Below are 18,560 nucleotides of genomic sequence, written 5' to 3'. Positions count from 1 at the left end.
ATAAAATTTATTTTTCAATATAACCAATGATTGGCACAATCTCCAGCCGTCAAACTTGCCTTATCCCCGGTGAGAACCGGGCTGCTGGAGTCAACTATGCCGGATATTGTGATTACCTTTTTTGCCCTGGGCCTGCTGGCCGGAGTAATCAAATCGGATCTCAGGGTGCCCGAGTCCATCTACGAGACCCTGTCGATTTTGCTGATGCTGACACTGGGCCTCAAAGGCGGCATGTCCCTCCATGGGCAAACTGACAGTCTGCAACCCATGGAGCTGCTGACCGTAGTCGGGCTTGGTTTTATCATTCCACTGGCGCTGTTTCCGGTGCTGCGACTGCTGGTGCGGCTCTCAACCTCAGATGCGGCCAGCATCGCCGCTCACTATGGTTCGGTGAGTGCAGGAACCTTTGCTGTGGTGATGGCCATGGCCGAAACCGCCGGCTGGGAGCTGAGACCTGAAACCACCCTGTATCTGGTCATGCTGGAACTGCCCGCCATCGTGATCATGCTGTGGCTGCATCGCCGCTTGAGCCAAGGTGTCCAGCCCCAAAGCAGCGGCGGCAATATCCTCCATGAGGCCCTGACCAGCCGGGGCGTAGTCCTGTTGCTGGGTGGTGTCATCATCGGTTGGCTTTATGGGCCACAAGGCCTTGAGCCCCTGGCCCCCATGTTGCTCAGTGGTTTTAAAACCCTGCTTGCGCTGTTCCTGCTGGAAATGGGGCTGGTCACCGCCAAGGTATGTATTCCACTGCCGCTGAAGCAATGGCGCTTGCTGGCATTCGCCGCCATCGCCCCCTTTGTACTGGCCTGGGTCGGCATAGGCACAGGTATCGCACTGGGGCTACCCGCAGGCACAGTGCTGGTGCTGGCTGGCCTCACCGCCAGCGCATCCTACATAGCGGCCCCGGCTGCTATCCGCGCCGCCATCCCTGACGCCAATATCGGTCTCGCGATGCTGGCATCCCTCGGGATCACCTTCCCCATGAACGTGCTCATAGGTTTGCCACTCTACAAGCACTGGATTGCCGGCCTGATGACATAACAAATGCGCACAGGATCACGCGGGCCTATGGCCCGCTTTTTTGTTTTCGTGTTAGGCTGAACACCTTTGATAACAAGATGATGGAAGACAACGGATGTCAGCCAGCTCACAGATGCGTAATCCCAATATCGACAGCGTCCGCGGCCTCGCGGTGCTTGGGATCTTTTTTATCAACATCCTCTTTATGGGCAACAGCCTCGAAGGGTATGTCCCCACAATCCCGGCGGCGGGATCTGATGTCCCCCTGGAGGTTTTCTCAAGGCTGTTTCTGGAAGGACGCTTTATCGGCCTCTTTACCATGCTGTTTGGTGTGGGGCTGGTGATTCAATACCAAAGGTTTGGCCAACAGGCCCCCATCAAACGCCGCCTCAAGGTGCTGATGCTGTTTGGCGTGCTGCACGGTCTCTTTATCTGGCCCGGTGATGTGCTGCTCAGCTACGGCCTCTCTGCCATGGTTGCCATACGCTATCTGGATGTACCGCTCACCCACATCCACAAAAGAGCCCTGCAGTTTCTTGGCTTTTCGGCCATAGTGATGCTGCTCCTGACCCTTGCCCTGCCCACAGCCCCCTTGCCTTCGCGGTTAAGTCCCGAGTATCAGGCATCCCTTGCGCCCTGGATTGGCGGTTATCTGGGTCAGCTGTTTCAACATTTGGCGATGATGCTGATGATGACACTGGTCATGCTGCCCATCGCGCTGCTGTGGTACATCCTTGGCATGATGCTGCTCGGCATCTACCTCTATCGCAGTCACTTTTTCAGTGAGGGGCTCAGCAAAGCAGGCCGCATCAGGTTACTGCTGCTGGCGCTGTTGCTGGGCACAGTAGACTTAACCCTGTATTTCAGTGCCTCCCGCGTCCTGGTTAATCTTGCCGAAATCACGGTAATCTTCAGTGCTATTCCTGTGTCTGTGCTCTATGCCGACCTGATTATCCGGCTATGCCGGGGTAGCGAGACCTTGCTGAAACCACTGCAAAACGTGGGCAAGCTGGCATTGTCCCTGTACATTTTGCAGTCGCTCTTGGGGATTGCCTGCTTCCGTTACCTGTTCCCCGACTGGCTGCAAAGTTTTGATCGCATCCATTATCTGATAGCGGCGCTAACCTGGGCGGGCTGCCAGCTGCTGCTGGCCAGCGGGTATTTGAGGTATTTCAAACAGGGGCCACTGGAAAAACTGTGGCGCTATCTCGCTTTTGGCCGCACCCAGAGTGCAAGCAATGCCCAAGAGGTAAAGTCATGATTATTTTCGCCCTGGTGTTTTATTTGGTGTTGGCTATTGCGGTGGCGCTGAACTGGCTGCCCTTGTGGCTGCTTATCGGCTATGGCGTGCTTGGGCTGGTTGCCTTTGTGGTCTTTGGCCTTGATAAGCGCGCCGCTGTCAAAGACAACCCCAGAACCGCCGAACTCAAACTGTGGATGCTGGCACTGATTGGCGGTTTCGGCGGCGCCATGTTGGCCATGGGACTGTTTCGCCATAAAACCAGTAAGCGTGGATTTTTATGGCCTTTTTACACGGCTACCGTGCTGCATTTGCTGCTGGCCGGAGGGGCCTTGTATTACTTCAGCACAGGTACAGCTGTCCCGGGATAAGCATCAGGATTGGCAGCTCACCAATACACGCGGCTTTACCCAGCGGCGGCTTAACCATAAGATATTGAGTTCCATACGATAGTCAAAAGTCAGCCATTACGGAATCCATCCCATGAGAGTTGCCCTCGCTGTTATTGTGATTGCCTGCGTCATTTTTTACTTTTTCACCACCATGAATAACCAAAAGGCCGCCAAACTCAATGAAGAGAAAGGCGCTGTATTCCTCGCCGAAAACGCCAAGCGCGACGGCGTAACCACCACAGCATCGGGCCTGCAATATGAGCTCCTGATTGCCGGCAGCGGCGAGCGCCGCCCCAGTGCCAACGACACTGTGCGCGTGCATTACCACGGCACCCTGACCGATGGCACTGTATTCGACTCATCCGTTGAGCGCGGCGAAACCATCGCCTTCCCACTGAACCGGGTAATCAAGGGGTGGACCGAAGGGGTACAGCTGATGAAAGAAGGCGACAAGATGCGCTTTTTTATCCCGGCGAGTCTGGGCTATGGCAGCCGCAGCGTAGGCAAAATCCCCGGCGGCTCGGTGCTGGTTTTTGATGTGGAACTGATAGCCATCGAGTGATGACCACATAAAAAACGGAGGCTCTGGCCTCCGTTTTTTATCGCCGCTTAACGTCTGTCAAATGACGCCTTCAGCTAAGCGGATTCACTCAAGGTGATTGCCTCAGTTGCAGCTGGCTGGGCCCACATCGACCCAAACGCTGGCAACCCCCGGCTCTTCACCCTTGGTCCACCAGGACGCCTTCCAGTTGCGGCCATTGTGGGAAGTCACAGCGCCGCCGCTATAGGCAACAGCTGCATCCCAACCGAGCATGACGTCACTTTCCAGTGCCCAGGCATCGGCACTGCGGCTTGGTTCGACACTCTGTACCCAGTGTTTGGCGCGCCATACCAGTTGGCTGTGGCTCACCTTGTCACCGCCGTTGTAGATGGTACTTGCTGACCAGGCAGGATAGTTACCGGCATTGGGATCGGTGGCATTGCAGCCGCCGTTGTCGCCACCGCCGGACTTGGGTTTTACGGTCAGCAAGGTGGCTGCACTGGCATCGAGCGCCCCATCCGACACCAGCACGCTGATGTTGTACTGGGTATCGGCAGTCACCTCAGGCGCAGTCACCACCAGGGTGGCACTGTTTTGGCCGGACACACCGAGGCCCGCAGGCACTGTCCACTGATAAGTCAGCGCATCGCCATCGGCATCAGAAGCGCTGGCAACTATGCTCACGGCGGCGCCGGACTCGGCGCTGAATGCTGCATCCACAGTCACTTCAGGGGCACGGTTTGGCGTTTCGGCCTTGTTGGTGACAGTCACAGAGTCAGTGCTGGCAAGCCCCTGTGGGTCTGTCACGGTCAGGCTGAAGACATGGCTGACGTCCGCCTCGGTTGAGCCTAGGGAAATACTGGCATTGGCACTGGCGCTGCCGCTGATGGCAACGGCCGGGCCAGAGGTTTGGCTCCAGGCGTAGCTCAGCGCACCGCCTTCAGGGTCGCGGGATGCTGAACCATTCAACGTGACATCGGCAGGGCCGGTGACGCTGACGTCAGCGCCGGCATTGGCAATGGGCGCCTTGTTGGCGGGCGGATTGGTGCCTCCGCCGTGACCCAGTCCTTCGTGCATGGCATTGAGGATATCGCCATTATCGGCATCAATTTCCCAGGCAAACAGACCACCCAGCTGATTGGCAAGCACATACTGGCCCTTGGCCTTGACTGAGCGCTCGTTATCGAAGGTGATAAGGTCGCCACTGGATGGATTAAACAGCCATGGCGCCTCGGCCGCTTCGTCATAACCTTGCTGCCAACCACTGCCCATGCGGTTGTTGACTAAGTCGCGGTAATCCACCACGCCATTTTCCCAGGTACCTTTTACCGGTCCGCTGGCGGTGCCGGTGAAGGGGGTGTCGTTGCTGTAGTTGCTCACGCCGGTCCAGCCACGGCCATACATGGCGGCGCCCACCACCAGTTTGCCCGGAGTCACCCCCTGGGCCAGCAGCGCCTGCACGCCCTTGTCGGTGGTGTAACGGGTGTTGGGATCCCAGGAGGCATCGTAAAGCGCGGTCTGATGGCCAAGCTCGGTGTTGCTCCAGGCGCCGTTGAAGTCATAGCTCATCACGAAGATGTGGTCCATGTACTGCTGTGCCTGCACATAATCGACCTTGGCAATCTTATCGTCACCGGCGCTGATGGCCGAGGTCAGTTGGAACTCGCGGCCGGTTTCGGCTTCCAGCTCATCGAGCATGGCGCGCAACTCTTTCATCAGGGTCACGTAGGTGGCGCCATCTTCGGGGCTGCCAAGGTTGGGGTTAGCCCCCAGACCGCCGGGGAATTCCCAGTCGATATCCACGCCGTCGAAGAATTTCAAGGTTTGCAGGAACTCCTTCACCGAGGCGACAAAGGTGTCGCGCTTGGTCTTGTCACCGAGGAAATAGAAAGGATCGGACAGGGTCCAGCCACCTACAGATGGCAGAATTTTCAGGTCTGGATAGGCCTGCTTCAGCGCCATCAGGTTGCCAAAGTTGCCCTTGTAGGGTTCGTCATGGGCCGACAAATCCCCCTGTGGCATCTGCACTGCCGCCCAGGGGTCGTGAATCGCCACTTTGAAATCTTCACGGCCGGAACAGGCGCGCTGCAGCGCTTCAAAGCTGCCTTCGATTTCTTTGAGGCTGTCGTTGATGCCATTGCCGCCACAGATTGGCGTAAAGCCGTACAGCAGGTGAGTCAGGTTTTGCGCCGGAATATCGTCCACGGTGAACTTGCGGCCATAGACGCCCCACTCCACGTAGTAGGCGCCCACCACCTTGCCGGACTTATTGGCGTAGGGTTTGTTATTTTCTTTGAGCGGCGCAGTCAGTGGCGCCAGATGGCTGCCATCGGTATCGGCAACCAGAATTTCACGGGCATCACTGGCGGTGCAGCCATCGGCATTACAAAGGGCCACGGTGAGCTGATAGCGGCCACCCTGGCTGACAGGAAAGGTTGCGGTACCGGACGCGCCCGATGGGCCACTCCAGTATTCCACGCCGTCCAGCAGCACCTTGGCGGTATCCCCCACATCGCCGCTCCACAGGTTCCAGCTTACCGACACATTGGCGGCATCCTTGACCGTGACCAGCTGATTGTAGGCGGTGGCCGCCTGATTGATTTCGATGATGGAAAACTTGGTTTCGCCCCATGCAAGAGCCGGTTTTCCAGGTTTGGCGGCCATGGCAGGCGCGGCCAGCGCCGACGCCACCACGAGCGCGGTTACTGAGGGTTTGGTTAAAAACATGTCTTTGTCCTTATTGGTTTTTATTCTTTTCAATAAGGCAAGGCAAAGCGCCTTCAGGAACGGCAGATGCCGACAACAAGCATGGGGTGCGACCAAACACCCGCTTAAGACATCATCCTGTGGTATCCCCGCTGTCGTAGCCTCTGTCTTTACAGAGCGCCCTTAGACCGGTGGCTTTGCGCCCCGGCCTTTCGACCGGTTTGCCTTTTTCACAAATGACTATTTGGCAGAACCAAATGACAACGTTGTCATTCATGATTCAGCATAGGCTAATTATTTTTAAGGCGGCAACAACTTATTTACATAACGCTATCTGTTTTGATGAAATTCAGCGGGAAATGGATATAGGCTGGAGTGAAAGAATTAAACAATATCTATTTTATTCATTAAGTTAAAAACAAACGGCGCCGATTGGCGCCGCACTGAATATCTGATCAGACCTCAAGTCCGAACGGGTCATCAATGGAGTAAGAAGGCTGGGTAAACCACTTTGGCCCCGACGCCGTCATGTAAAAGTGATCTTCCAAGCGCACCCCAAATTCACCGGGTACACAGAGCATGGGCTCGTTGGAAAAACACATGCCCGGCGCCAGCGGCGTGGTGTCATTCGCAACCAGATAAGGCCACTCGTGAATATCCAGTCCAATGCCATGGCCGGTGCGGTGCGGCAGACCGGGCACAGCATAGCCGGGGCCAAAGCCTGCGGCCTCCAGCACACTGCGCGCCGCTTTATCGACGCTGCCACAGGGCTCGCCCAATCTTGCTGCCTCAAAAGCCGCTGCCTGCGCCTGCTTTTCCAGGTTCCACAGCTCACGCTGGCGCGCACTTGGGGTGCCGTATACATAGGTACGGGTGATGTCTGAGTTGTAACCATAAAGCTGACAACCGGTATCAATCAGCACCGTATCCCCCTCTTCCAGCGCCTTGGGATTTTTCACGCCGTGGGGGTACGCGGTATCTTCACCAAAGAGCACGATACAGAAATAGGAACCGGCTGGCGCCCCCACTCTGCGATGGGCAGAATCGATAAAAGCCTCCACCTCAGAGACGGTAATGCCCGGGCGCAGCATGGCGGCAGCGGCCTTGTGCACTTCCAGGGTCATATCTTTAGCGCGCTGCATCAACGCAAGTTCGGCGGCAGATTTTTGCATCCGGCAACCGGCAGTCACGGCCCTGGCGCTCACCACCCTAAGTTCGGGATTGGCATCACGAATACCTTCACTGATAAAAAAGGCGGCCGATTCATCCATACCTACCCGACCCTGCCCCAGGCCAAGGCGAGTAAGCACAGCGCCAAACAGCTGATAGGGGCTCTCGTCTTCATGCCAGGTGTTCACCTCCCCCACGATGGCCATATAGCCTTTGAGGGTGTCGAGTTCAAACGCCGGCGCTATATACTCCAGCTGTCCTTCGGCGGGCAGAATGGCCCCCACCATGCGTTCGCTGGCATACCAGCGGGTGCCGGTGAAGTAGTAAAGATTGGTGCCGGCGTTGAGGTAAACCGCATCCAGACCCAGTGACTTCATCAATGTCTGCGCCTTATGGATACGCCGTTGAAACTCACTCACTTCTATGGGGCCTGTACCGGCTGTCATATCACTGAGCTTGGCCAGGGCCTCTTCGGCCGAGAGCCCACCTACACCTATGGTCATACTTCACCTTTGCGTCATTTGTTGCCTCGGGCCAATAGGGTCCCGTTCAGATGCGCATTTTTAGCATAAAGTATACAAATAATGAACCCTCATTCTGCTCAAGGGCGGAGAATCTGAGAATACAGAGGTCAGCTTTAGGCTATCGGCTGGCGGATCTTGTTGGTGTCGGTGACGTTGAATGCGGTGCCGTCATGCTTTAAAAAGTGAGGGTTTGCCTGCCATAACACCCAGCGGCGATAATCCGGACCACGCCGTCACTCTGCCTTACTCCCAAGCAAAAGCCCAGGTCAGAGGCGTGTGTCAGACACCACAGGCAAGGGCCCAAAAGGGCTGTATTCATGGCATTTGAGAGGCAAATTCGGTTGCCATTCAGGGCACTTGTGAGTATTGTGACGCCAATGTTGCACAGGCCGCAGATTCTGCCGGGCCAAGGGCAACCGTCACTGGGGGAACAAAGTGTCAGAAGGCGCCATGTCGGCAAATTGGTTCAGGTACTGCCTGTGCGTGTCGAGCAACGACAGCGAACGCATCCGGCAGACCATGGCGACCCTGCCACCGGAGCAGGCGCTTGAATCCCTCGGGCTTTCCGGGTGTTTAACCCCTGGTGAACACATCTCGTCCCTCAAACTCTTCAGTAATCACCTGCGACTGGACATCCACAGCGACAGCGGTATCAATTATCGGCTGATGCGTGCCAGCAAAGCCCTCGGCGTTGAATTTATCAAGGTGCATGCCCGCTGCGGCGCCTTGGATGCCAGTTTTGACAGCTGCTTTTATCGCGGTGTCAGACCCACTCCCGGTGAGCTCGACAGCCTGCTGGCGCGTTTCCTGCCCGAAGATACGCTGGATACCCTTGTGCGAAACCAGGATGTGGCCGAACTCACGAGGCTTCTCAGTACCGGCCTGGACCCCAATGCGCCCCTTGGCGATGAGCCACTTATCTATGCCAGCGTACATTATCGCAGCCTGTCGATGTTTACCCTGCTCCTTGAACAGGGCGCCAACCCGGAGGAAATCGACAGCAACGGGCAAGACCTGATGACGCGCCTGTTCGCCGAAAATGACAAACGCCTGGCTCCCTTTATTGAGGTATTGCTGCAACAGGGCTGGCCATCCCACCACAGGTTGCCGGATGGTGGCTCCATTTTGTGGCATGCGTTTGCGCTGGACTATGAACTGGCCGCCAGACTTCACCGTCAGGGGTTTCCCTTCCTTCGCCCCCATGGGATTTACAACTCGGGAAGCACTGAGCAGCACATAAAAGTCGCCATCCGCCATCAGGACCAACCTGTGTTGCAACGGCTGCTCTCGGGCTTAAACCTCAATTACGATCAATTGATGGTGCTGGCGGGGCTTTGTACCCAGGTCGACAATCTGCTGGGCTTTAAGTTACTGGAAAGCCGGGGACTGAAGCTTGAAGATAACAGCGATGATATGGTGGAACTCCTGCAGGGTGCCGCTTCCAGCGGTGCCTTTCGCCTGGTGGCCTATCTGCTGCTCAAGGCCGAAGCCCTGATGCTGGACATAGATGATTGCGTGGCCGATCTGGTGGAATATCTGGTGGCCGACGACCGGGCCCAAAGACTCATTGCCATTCTGGCCAATCGTATACGGCTATTCGACCACAATCGCGCCATTGGCACGGCAATCCACCACAAAGCACTGAAAAATTTAGAAATACTTTTAAAGGCTAATAAGCCAACCCGTTATCGTAGCCCCCTGCTACACGATTATCTGGAGGATTTGAGCCCCGAATCCGCACGTATGCTGCTGGATGCGGGTGAGAATCCCGCCGAAACCAACGTTGATGGCGAAACGGTGTTTGAAGCCCTATTGCACCAAAGACCCAATGAGGTGGCGCTGCATCAGGTATTCCACAGGGCGCTGTTCGACTTGCCGGTCAACGAATACATCTGGTTGTTGATTGCCTACCGGGATACCCAGGGATTTGAGCAGGCCTGGCTGCGGCTTCGAAACAAACAGCCGGAAAACCATCAGGGCGACACCCTGCTGCTGCACGCCTGTCGCCATGGTGCCCGCGACATAGTCGCCTTTTTGCTGGACAGGGAGCAGCCCCTCGACCACAAAGACCATGATGGCAATACTGCGCTGGCCATTGCAGTATCCAGGGGGCATTTGGATATCGCCCGCCGCTTGCTGGATGCTGGCGCCAAAGCCAATGACACCCTGAAAATCCCCAGCCGCTCTGCTCGGGCAAGCCATCGCAGCCTCGAAGTGCTTTTGGGCACCTTAAGCCGACTGCGTCAGGAGGCCGAAGCACTGCGTGAACCCCTGCTTCCCCATGGGCGTGCGCCGCTGCTGTGCTATGCCGCCTATCTTGGTGATCTGGCCATGGCGCAGTTGCTGCTGGAAAGGGGCGCAACCCTGCCAGCCAGTGACCGTGAGGGCTGTAGCGCGCTGTATTTCGCCGTCGCCAATGGTCACAGACAACTGACAGAGTATTTGCTGGCGCAGGGCGCCGATGCCCAGGAATGGTTTAAGGGCGAGTCGCTGCTGCACATCGCCTGTTACCGAGGCCACGGCCGTCTCATCCCCAGCCTGCTGCAGGCTGGGTTATCCCTTGAGGATGGCAACGATGCCGACGGCGATACGCCACTGCATTTGGCCGCGCGTATGGGCGCCATGCACGATGAAGATTTGTGCTCGCAATTAATTGCCGCAGGCAGTGTGCTCGACAGCCAAAACCTGCACGGGCAAACGCCGCTGATGGGCGCCATTCTCATGCTCAGTCACAAGAGCGCAGCCATATTGCTTAAGGCGGGCGCCAGCGCCGAAGTGCTGAATAAAAAAGGCAAGAGCGCCTTCGACTATTTCCACGCCCTTGGCATACCGGCTCCCGGACTGGACCTCACGGCCCTCAAACCGGGTGGTTTTTGGTATCGGCTGCACAAGCTCACCCTGGGACTGGGCCGGGTAACCATGTGGTATCTGCTGCCCTCGGCATTGGCGCTGGGGCTGGTTTGGTCTTTTGCCAGGGACTGGTTACCGGCGCTGGGCATTGGCATAGCGGCATGGTGGGCACTGGCGTTGGTTATCAGTGTTAAGCAGCGCCGGGATAGCCTGGAGTCGCTGCCCCAGCTGCTCACCCCCCAGGGCAATGTCAGCCGGGCGGAAGATGAAATGCGCTTTATGGCGAGCTGGGATGATGAAGCCATGGATATCCCGCTGGCACCGCCCCGGCTAAGAGCATAAAACCAGCCAATAAAAAAACGCCGCTGTTGCGGCGTTTTTTTATCTCAGGATGTGACTCTCAGATTGGATCAGCGCTTTTTATCCAACATGGTGGCCAGCCCGCGGCACACCAATGTTTCCATGTCATCGACCCTGTGCACCTGACAGTTGGCCATGGGCGCACCCAATGCCATGTTTTTGAGAGCGCCAATACAGCCCTTGTAAAAATCGGCGCTGTTCATCATGCTGCCTGCCAGATAAATACGATTGGGATTGAAAAGGTTAACCACCCACGCCAGTCCCATCCCCAGATGCCTTCCCGCCCGATTCAGATCGTCACCCACCACCTGTTTACGACCACGCAGTGCTTCGGCTGAGGCCAATTGCTCCAGACTGAACTCACCACCCTCGGTCATGATACGGCAATGCCCCAACTCACCGGCAAAGCCGCTGGCGCCGCTGAACACCTGGCCATTCATGGCAATCGCCATACCAAGGCCGGCACCGCACATCACCAATACCTCGCAATCATGGCGCGGCTCGGCAATGGCCTGAATGCCTGCATCCATGTCGTTTACGATAAAGGCGAGTTCGCCGCTGCAGTGGATTTGAGAAGGGTGCAACCCCGTCAGTCCCGGCAGCGATTTGCAGGTAACCAAACGGTTATCCCGCACCAGGCCCGGAACGCCAATGGCCAGCCGGTAATGCTCCAGCGCAAAGTCCTGTTCAAAGGCCTGGATCTGTTCGTTCAAATCCCGGATAGAGAAACCATCACCGGTGGGGAATTTATATTGTTCTGTATGACCTTCGTGCCTGAGTTCAAACAGGCCGTTGGTTCCCCCCACATCAAGTGTCAATGTTTGCATCATTTACTCCACTGATACGCCCTGCTCTGACCCCGAGCAGGGATAGTGAAGTTTATCATAGTGTCATCAACTGGTAATTGAATAAATCAATTGTTGCCACCTTGTAACACCCTGCTTTTGCTCAACTTCCACCATGCCAGCAGCATCAGCTGCACTCCGATAAAGGGTAAGCAGGCCACCAGCAATACCTGCCAGCCAAGGCTGGTAAGCAGGGCGCCAGCCCCCAGCGACGCCATGGCCTGAAAGCCAAATACCGCAAAGTCATTGAAGGTCTGTATCCGGAACTTCTCGGCACCGCGATAGCAGGAAGGCAAGAGCGAAGTCCCTGCCACAAAAAGGAAATTCCAGCCTACGCCGAGCAGCACCAGCGCCGTCCAGTAGTTCAACAGCTCGCTGCCGGACAGCGCCATAATGATGGTCGCAGCATAGGCGCCAAGGCCCGCCATCATCATGGCGCCATGGCCGAAACGGGCCACCAAAGCACCGCTGACAAATGAAGGCAAATACATGGCGATGATATGGCTCTGAATAACCCACTTGGTGTCGGCAAGTGAGTGGTGTTCCATGTGGTGCATGTGCAGCGGCGTCGCCGTCATAATCAGGCTCATCATGCCGTAGCCGATGGCGGCACCGCCAATGGCCACCCAGAGTTTGCTCTGGGACAAAAGCTCACCCAGGGGGCGCTCGGTCTGAGGCTCTATGGTGGTGGCATCACCCTGCCATTGGGACTCATTGCGGTATCCCAGGAGTACCAAACCGCCGCACAGGGCAATGGCCGACAGCAGCAAAAAAGCACCGGCATAGCTGCCATCAATCAGCGCACTGCCCAGCACCGCAAGTTCAGGGCCGAGCAAGGCCGCCACCAGACCGCCCAGCAGCACCCGGGAGGCGGCCCTTGGCGCCTTGATGGGGTCAACGGCTTCCATGGCTGCAAAGCGGTATTGCTGCACCACAGCGCCTGCGGCCCCAAGCAGCAGCGCCCCCACACAGAAAATCACAAAGTCGTTCTGATATACCCCAAGGGCCGCCGTTAATCCTGCCAGGGTGCCGAGCATACTGCCCAATAAAAACACCCTGCGCCTGCCATACTTGCGGCCAAGCAGACCAACGGGCACCACGGCGGCAGCGAGGCCAAGGATCATCACAGCGATGGGCGCGGTGGCGAGCTGCGCCGAGGGCGCTATCTTTGCGCCCACCAAACCACCGAGCAGCACCATGATGGGGGTTGCACTCATGGACAGGGCCTGGGCCAGCGTCAATAACCACACATTGCGCGGCCATCCTTGTAGTTTCCCCATCAGCATAAGGGGAGTTGTGCGAAACCAAGCCGAAAACGCCATGATATTTCTGCCAAAATGAAGCCGATAAAAAAAGAAGCTACGAATATCCCCTGCCCGACGTCCGGCGTCAAGGCATGCCCCAGAGACGATGACAGGGTAACCGCAGCAGTAACCTGTGCCCGGGCTTTCCGGGGCCTCAAAGCATTTTCATCTTGCCTTGCCTTGCAGCTGCGTGTGTGGGTTGCGATAATCGGCGCATATTTATAAGCCACGGGACACTACCCGGGCGCATCAAAAGTACTCAGAACAAGTACCCACTCACAAGCAAAACGTCAGGAAAAGGTCACCCATGTCAGCAGTCGCCAGCAGTGAAATCTCCAAGCGCCTCGATGCCATTCGCGTTGAAATGGCCGCCAATGAACTCGATGCCTTCATCATCCCCCGCGCCGACGAATATCTTGGGGAATATGTGCCCGAGCATAATGAGCGCCTTCACTGGGCCACCGGCTTTACCGGCTCCGCCGGTATGGCGATTGTGATGAAAGAGACCGCCGCCATCTTTGTTGATGGCCGCTACACGGTGCAGGTGCGCGATCAGGTAGACGAGCGCCTGTATGCCTATGAAAGCCTCACCGATACCCCTCAGCCCCAGTATCTCGCCGACAATTTGAGCGAAGGCGCCCGGGTGGGATTCGATGCCCGTATGCATACTCTGGCCTGGTTTGAACAAGCCAAGGCGGTGCTGGATAAAGCCGGCATCGAGCTCGTTGCCGTGGGCGAAAACCCCATTGATAAGCACTGGCATGACCGACCTGTGCCCGAGATAAAGCCCCTGCACCTGTTCAGTGATGCCGACGCCGGTAAAACCAGTGCGCAAAAACGTGCCGAAACCGGCCTCCTGGTGAAAAAAGCCGGGGGTGATGTGGCACTTATCACGGCGCTGGACTCCTTCTGCTGGCTGCTCAATATCCGCGGTTTTGATGTGCCCAGATTGCCTGTGGTACTGGGCTCTGCACTGCTGTGGCAGGATGGCCGCATGCAGCTTTTTGTGGATACAGCCAAAGTTCCTGACAGTTTCGCCGCCCACGTGGGCGATGGCGTAACAGTGCACGCTGAATCTGAGCTCAATACGGCGCTTAAGAGTCTTGCCGGCAAGAAGCTGCTGGCCGACCCCAACAGTGCCAATGCAGCAAGCCAGCTCACCGCCCGCGAAGGCGGTGCCAAACTCGTTGCAGCCATGGACGTGGTTGCCCTGCCCAAGGCCGCCAAAAATGCATCTGAGCTCAAGGGCATGCGTGAATGCCATGTGCGCGACGGCGTGGCCGTGAGCCGCTTCCTCGCCTGGCTCGATGCTGAAGTGGCAGCCGGTCGTCTGTACGATGAAGCCGAACTGGCAGAAAAGCTCGAGAGCTTCCGCCTGGAAGACCCACGCTACCGCGAGCCAAGCTTTGACACCATCTCCGCTGCCGGCGCCAACGCCGCCATGTGCCATTACAACCACAACAATGGCACCCCGGCCAAACTGACCATGAACAGCATCTATCTGGTGGACTCGGGCGCCCAGTATCTGGATGGCACCACAGATGTCACCCGCACCCTGGCCATAGGCGAGGTCACCGACGAGCAAAAGAAAATGGTCACCCTGGTACTCAAGGGCCATATCGCGCTGGACTGCGCCCGTTTCCCCAAGGGCACCACGGGCCAACAGCTGGATGCCTTTGCCCGCCAGTACCTGTGGCAACACGGCTTTGATTACGACCATGGTACAGGCCATGGTGTTGGCCACTTCCTGAGTGTGCACGAGGGGCCACAGCGTATCGCCAAAAACAGCAATGCCGTGGCGCTGCTGCCCGGTATGGTGGTGTCCAACGAGCCCGGCTATTACCGCGCCGATGGCTTTGGTATTCGTATCGAAAACCTGATTGTGGTGCGCCACTGCGAGGCCCTCAAAGGCGCCGAGCGCGAAACCTATGAGTTTGAAGCCCTCACCCTTATCCCCATCGACACCCGTCTTATCGACAAGGCGCTGCTGACCGAGGCCGAGGTGAATTGGCTCAATTGTTACCACAGCAAGGTATACAGCACCTTGTCGCCCCTGATGTCCGGTGACGAGCTGGTCTGGCTGACGAAGGCCACCCAAGCTATCTGATAAAAAGCGCCTGCGGGCGCTTTTTTATTGTCCTCTGATCCGTCCCGAGCAGGGTTGAGTCACCAACACAGAGCAGGAGCAACATGTACGCCGTCATCTTTAAAGCCACCGTCAGCAAGCGCGATAATCAATACAGCGCCATGGCCGCCGAACTCAGGCAGCTCGCCTTCGAGAAATATGGCTGCCGCGACTTTATTGCCGTGACCGAAGGGGCGCAGGAAATCGCCATCTCTTACTGGGACAGCGAAGCCGACATTCTCGCCTGGAAACAGGACGCCCTGCATCGGGTAGCCCAGCAAACTGGCGCCAAACGCTGGTATCAAAGTTATCAGGTGGAAGTGCTGGAGCTGAAACGCAGCTACCGCGCAGGCTAAACCAGCCCCTATGTATATCCCAATGACTTAACAGTCTTTTTGACAAGGAGTTCATCATGCTGACGCTGTATATCGCCAATAAAAACTATTCATCCTGGTCGCTGCGCCCCTGGCTGCTGCTGACCGAGCTGGGCATTCCCTTCGAAGAAAAACTGGTGCCCTTTGGCGACAGCGACTTCAAACACTTCTCCCCCACTGCCAAGGTGCCCTGCCTGCTGGACAATGGCGAGCCGGTGTGGGATTCGCTGGCGATTCTCGAATATCTGGCCGAAAGCCACGCCGGTGTCTGGCCCGAGAACAAACAGGCTCGCGCCTATGCGCGCTGTGCGGCGGCAGAGATGCACTCAGGATTTGGCACCATTCGCTCCGTCTGCACCATGAACTGTGGCATCAGGGTTAAGCTGCACGCGGTGACGGATGCACTCGAGCGCGAATGGGCCCGTATGGATGAGCTGTGGCAACAGGGCTTAACCCGCTTCGGCGGCCCCTTCCTTGGCGGAAAGAACTTCAGTGCCGTGGATGCTTTTTTTGCTCCGGTTGCCTTCAGGGCGCAGAGTTATGGGCCAAAGCTGTCGACGGCCTCTGAAGCTTATGTTGCCACCCTGCTGGCCCTGCCGGGCATGCAGAGCTGGTATCAGGCGGCACTGGCCGAGCCCTGGCGTGATGAGGCCCATGAACAGGAGGTGCGTGATGCAGGAGAAATAGTGTCTGATTTGCGTCTGGACCAATGATAGATACCTGTTACGGCTGACCCTTCTCCGAGGCCAGTACCAGGCGCGGTCTTACAACTCCCGCCCACTCAAACACAAAGGCCCGGTTAATCCGGGCCTTTGGATTTGTCGACACCATGACCTTTGTTAAAAGAGTCCCAGTGACACCAACCGATACTCTCCACCATCTTTTGCAGTAAAGCGACGCTCGGTGCGCTGACGGCAATCCTCATCACAGGGGGCAGAATGCAGCAGGCTCAGCCAATTGCGGCACTGACTGATGGCCTCGGTGGCGCAGCCTTCACTGTCCCGCAGGCAAAAGCCGGGCGACTCAACCTGGATATCCTCGATATGGGCCGGATTGGCACTGCCCATGCGACCATTTTTATCCAGGGTCAACTCCACATGGATACCACCTGACTTGAGCAGGATGGCACAGGGCTCTTCTTTATGACCGCACAGGGCGACAAACTGAGAAGGCGTTTCCAGACCACTGTGGCTGCCATCTTCAAAGAAGGCCAGCAGGTGCTGGTAGTAAACCACATAGCTCTTCACCATCTTGTGACTGCCCCGCGCCAGCGGAAAACGCTGGTCAAGAAACTCGGTTGCACTCTCGAGGCTTACGCCCCGTTTGGCGCCATTCACCACAGCGGCAATGGCTTCCCCGATGAAGTGATGCAGTTGCTGCTGATTTTGAGTATTCATCATGGTCATGTTCATTGCCTTATCCTCGGTCACTTAGCTGTCTTCTGGGCTTTACTGCAAAACTGTGCCGGTTGAATGTGTTGGGCGGCCGGTTAATTTCGCTTGATTTTTAGTCTATGTTATTTTTTACTACAATTTCACAATAAAAATTTTACAATGTGAATTTTACAAAATGACCAGTGAAAAAAGCCTGATACGCCAGTCCCACTTCTTAGGCACTAAGATCAGAAACTTAAGGAAGCGCAACCACTTAACCATGGAAGACCTCTCGTCACGGTGTGTACGTGTGGATCCTGAGTCGGCGCCATCTGTGTCTTACTTGTCGATGATAGAGCGGGGAAAACGGGTGCCCAGCGCCGCCATGCTGGCGGTGATTGCCAAGGTATTTGAAAAATCACCCGACTGGTTTTTGGATGATGCACCCGAAGAGGATGCCATCACTCCGAACAAGGGCCGCAGAGGTGGGGTCCTTGGCATGGCACTGGAGCCTGGTTTTTTGTTTTCAAAGGATATTTTGCAGATTGCTATCCCCGAAATGCTGTCGCAGACCGGGATCAGCGGTCGTCAGTTTGCCCATTTGCTGATCCGTGCCCATCAGGAGCATCACCAGAATCATTTCCCCGACCTGGAACGTGCCGCAGAAGAAGTGGGGGACAAGCGCCTGAATCTCAGTGGCGACGACCTGACTGCCATCTGCAAACACATGGGCATGAAGATTCGCTTTTTCAAAGAGCCGCCGCAGGATCAGATTGATGATAACGGTGTGTCCACCCATCAGTTGGTGACGTCTTTTTTCGAGCCGCCCTCCACCATCTTTATCAATGAGGCCCTGAAGAAAAATCCCGAGCGCCTCAAATACGATTTGGCGGTGCACATAGGCCACTGTGTGCTCCACAACAAGGACGGACTGAAAAATGTGCTGGCAGTAGGACGCGGCATAGGAACCAGCGAGCAGGATGCAGATATATCCTCCACCGTGAATGCCCAGGATATCTTGAGTGCCTGGCGCGACTTTGAATCCAGCTTCTTTGCCGGTGCGCTGCTTTGCCCCAAGGTGCCTTTCCGTCAGCTACTGGAGCGGGGTGGCTATGAAATTGATACCCATAAAAAAATCGGTGTGTCTGCCTCGGTGGCCATGCGGCGTATGACTGTGGTATCGCCCTATCCCCACTGGCATTACTTCGATGCCTATGCCCCGGGCAAGCTCAAAGCGGTTTACCGGGGTAACGGCATTCCCCTGCCCTGGGGCAATATGCGTCAGGTGCCGGATCCCTGCCAGCACTGGGCGGTGTTTCGCATGATAAGCGAGCCATCCGATGGCAGCTCGGCGCAAATTTCGATTCTGGATGTGGGTGGCAGCCCACGCATTTACTGCTGTGAATCCACCAAGGTGGTGGACCTTGCCGGGAACCACCATGTGCTCTGCGCGGGAATAGATTTGAACCCTGCCATCGATGCCCAGGGCACAGATGCCTTAAGTCTCGCCGAGGCACTGAAGGACCACTGTGTGGCCTCTGGCGGTCAGGGGGAAATTCCCACTGCCATCAAACGTCAGCTGATGAGCATTGCCCGGATTCTCAACATCAATTGGGTGGAGCGTGGTATCGACAAGGGTGCCAGATTGATCTGCTCCCGGGGGAATGTGTGCCCACGCAAACCCAGCTGTTATGGTGGCCAATGTCAGGGCAGGTAGACTGGTGCCTGCGTGGCAC

Annotated in this window: 14 protein-coding genes and 1 riboswitch; of the genes, 9 read left to right on the top strand and 5 right to left on the bottom strand. The window is 56.7% G+C overall.

The genetic code is table 11. The annotated features are described in order from the left end of the window. The first annotated feature begins 96 nt into the window (after positions 1 to 96). The 4 genes from JQC75_RS03235 to JQC75_RS03220 all read left to right on the top strand — a co-directional run bounded on the left by JQC75_RS03235 (position 97) and on the right by JQC75_RS03220 (position 3,214). Positions 97 to 1,041 (top strand): sodium-dependent bicarbonate transport family permease, encoded by a 945-nt coding sequence (locus JQC75_RS03235; RefSeq protein ID WP_203326062.1) that lies wholly within the window; start codon positions 97 to 99, stop codon positions 1,039 to 1,041. Between the two features lie 94 nt (positions 1,042 to 1,135). Further along, positions 1,136 to 2,281 (top strand): DUF418 domain-containing protein, encoded by a 1,146-nt coding sequence (locus JQC75_RS03230; RefSeq protein WP_203326061.1) that lies wholly within the window; start codon positions 1,136 to 1,138, stop codon positions 2,279 to 2,281. Continuing rightward, positions 2,278 to 2,631, top strand: a complete 354-nt coding sequence (locus tag JQC75_RS03225; RefSeq protein ID WP_203326060.1) for a DUF1294 domain-containing protein — start codon at positions 2,278 to 2,280, stop codon at positions 2,629 to 2,631. The genes JQC75_RS03230 and JQC75_RS03225 overlap by 4 nt, the downstream gene beginning before the upstream one ends. A 112-nt stretch (positions 2,632 to 2,743) precedes the next feature. Further along, complete coding sequence (locus tag JQC75_RS03220; protein WP_203326059.1) at positions 2,744 to 3,214, top strand: BamJ family beta-barrel-assembly machinery protein; 471 nt, start codon at positions 2,744 to 2,746, stop codon at positions 3,212 to 3,214. Between the two features lie 102 nt (positions 3,215 to 3,316). Here the strand turns inward: JQC75_RS03220 and JQC75_RS03215 are convergent, their stop codons facing one another. Together JQC75_RS03215 and JQC75_RS03210 are read right to left on the bottom strand one after the other, a co-directional pair. Further along, positions 3,317 to 5,920 (bottom strand): glycosyl hydrolase family 18 protein, encoded by a 2,604-nt coding sequence (locus tag JQC75_RS03215; RefSeq protein WP_203326058.1) that lies wholly within the window; start codon positions 5,918 to 5,920, stop codon positions 3,317 to 3,319. 118 nt (positions 5,921 to 6,038) lie between these two features. Continuing rightward, positions 6,039 to 6,135: riboswitch (cyclic di-GMP riboswitch) on the bottom strand. A 219-nt stretch (positions 6,136 to 6,354) separates the two neighbouring features. Beyond that, on the bottom strand, positions 6,355 to 7,572 hold the full coding sequence (locus JQC75_RS03210) for a M24 family metallopeptidase (protein ID WP_203326057.1): 1,218 nt from the start codon (positions 7,570 to 7,572) through the stop codon (positions 6,355 to 6,357). Positions 7,573 to 8,043: 471 nt separating this feature from the next. On the opposite strand from JQC75_RS03210, the gene JQC75_RS03205 reads away from it, so the two are divergent. Then, positions 8,044 to 10,785 (top strand): ankyrin repeat domain-containing protein, encoded by a 2,742-nt coding sequence (locus JQC75_RS03205; RefSeq protein WP_203326056.1) that lies wholly within the window; start codon positions 8,044 to 8,046, stop codon positions 10,783 to 10,785. A 68-nt stretch (positions 10,786 to 10,853) separates the two neighbouring features. On the opposite strand, the gene JQC75_RS03200 is transcribed toward JQC75_RS03205, so the two are convergent. After that, positions 10,854 to 11,630 (bottom strand): ROK family protein, encoded by a 777-nt coding sequence (locus JQC75_RS03200; protein ID WP_203326055.1) that lies wholly within the window; start codon positions 11,628 to 11,630, stop codon positions 10,854 to 10,856. A gap of 86 nt (positions 11,631 to 11,716) precedes the next feature. After that, entirely contained in the window at positions 11,717 to 12,898 is a 1,182-nt protein-coding gene (locus JQC75_RS03195) for an MFS transporter (RefSeq protein WP_338055092.1), read from the bottom strand. A 361-nt stretch (positions 12,899 to 13,259) separates the two neighbouring features. On the opposite strand from JQC75_RS03195, the gene JQC75_RS03190 reads away from it, so the two are divergent. The 3 genes from JQC75_RS03190 (at position 13,260) to JQC75_RS03180 (ending at position 16,164) form a co-directional block, all read left to right on the top strand. Next, complete coding sequence (locus JQC75_RS03190) at positions 13,260 to 15,059, top strand: aminopeptidase P family protein (protein ID WP_203326054.1); 1,800 nt, start codon at positions 13,260 to 13,262, stop codon at positions 15,057 to 15,059. 83 nt (positions 15,060 to 15,142) lie between these two features. Then, on the top strand, positions 15,143 to 15,433 hold the full coding sequence (locus JQC75_RS03185; protein ID WP_203326053.1) for an antibiotic biosynthesis monooxygenase family protein: 291 nt from the start codon (positions 15,143 to 15,145) through the stop codon (positions 15,431 to 15,433). Positions 15,434 to 15,489: 56 nt separating this feature from the next. Then, the gene (locus JQC75_RS03180; RefSeq protein ID WP_203326052.1) at positions 15,490 to 16,164 is read left to right on the top strand and encodes a glutathione S-transferase family protein; all 675 of its coding nucleotides are present in this window, start codon (positions 15,490 to 15,492) and stop codon (positions 16,162 to 16,164) included. A 126-nt stretch (positions 16,165 to 16,290) separates the two neighbouring features. Here JQC75_RS03180 and JQC75_RS03175 read toward each other — a convergent pair whose 3' ends face one another. Further along, positions 16,291 to 16,863, bottom strand: a complete 573-nt coding sequence (locus JQC75_RS03175; protein WP_203326051.1) for an aldolase/citrate lyase/malate synthase family protein — start codon at positions 16,861 to 16,863, stop codon at positions 16,291 to 16,293. A gap of 157 nt (positions 16,864 to 17,020) precedes the next feature. Here JQC75_RS03175 and JQC75_RS03170 point away from each other — a divergent pair, with 157 nt between their 5' ends. Next, positions 17,021 to 18,541, top strand: a complete 1,521-nt coding sequence (locus JQC75_RS03170) for a DUF3612 domain-containing protein (RefSeq protein ID WP_203326050.1) — start codon at positions 17,021 to 17,023, stop codon at positions 18,539 to 18,541. The last annotated feature ends 19 nt before the right edge of the window (positions 18,542 to 18,560 follow it).

It is taken from the genome of Shewanella litorisediminis, assembly GCF_016834455.1.
GTDB classification, from domain to species: Bacteria; Pseudomonadota; Gammaproteobacteria; order Enterobacterales; family Shewanellaceae; genus Shewanella; species Shewanella litorisediminis.
This window is presented reverse-complemented; position numbering and strand designations above follow the sequence as displayed.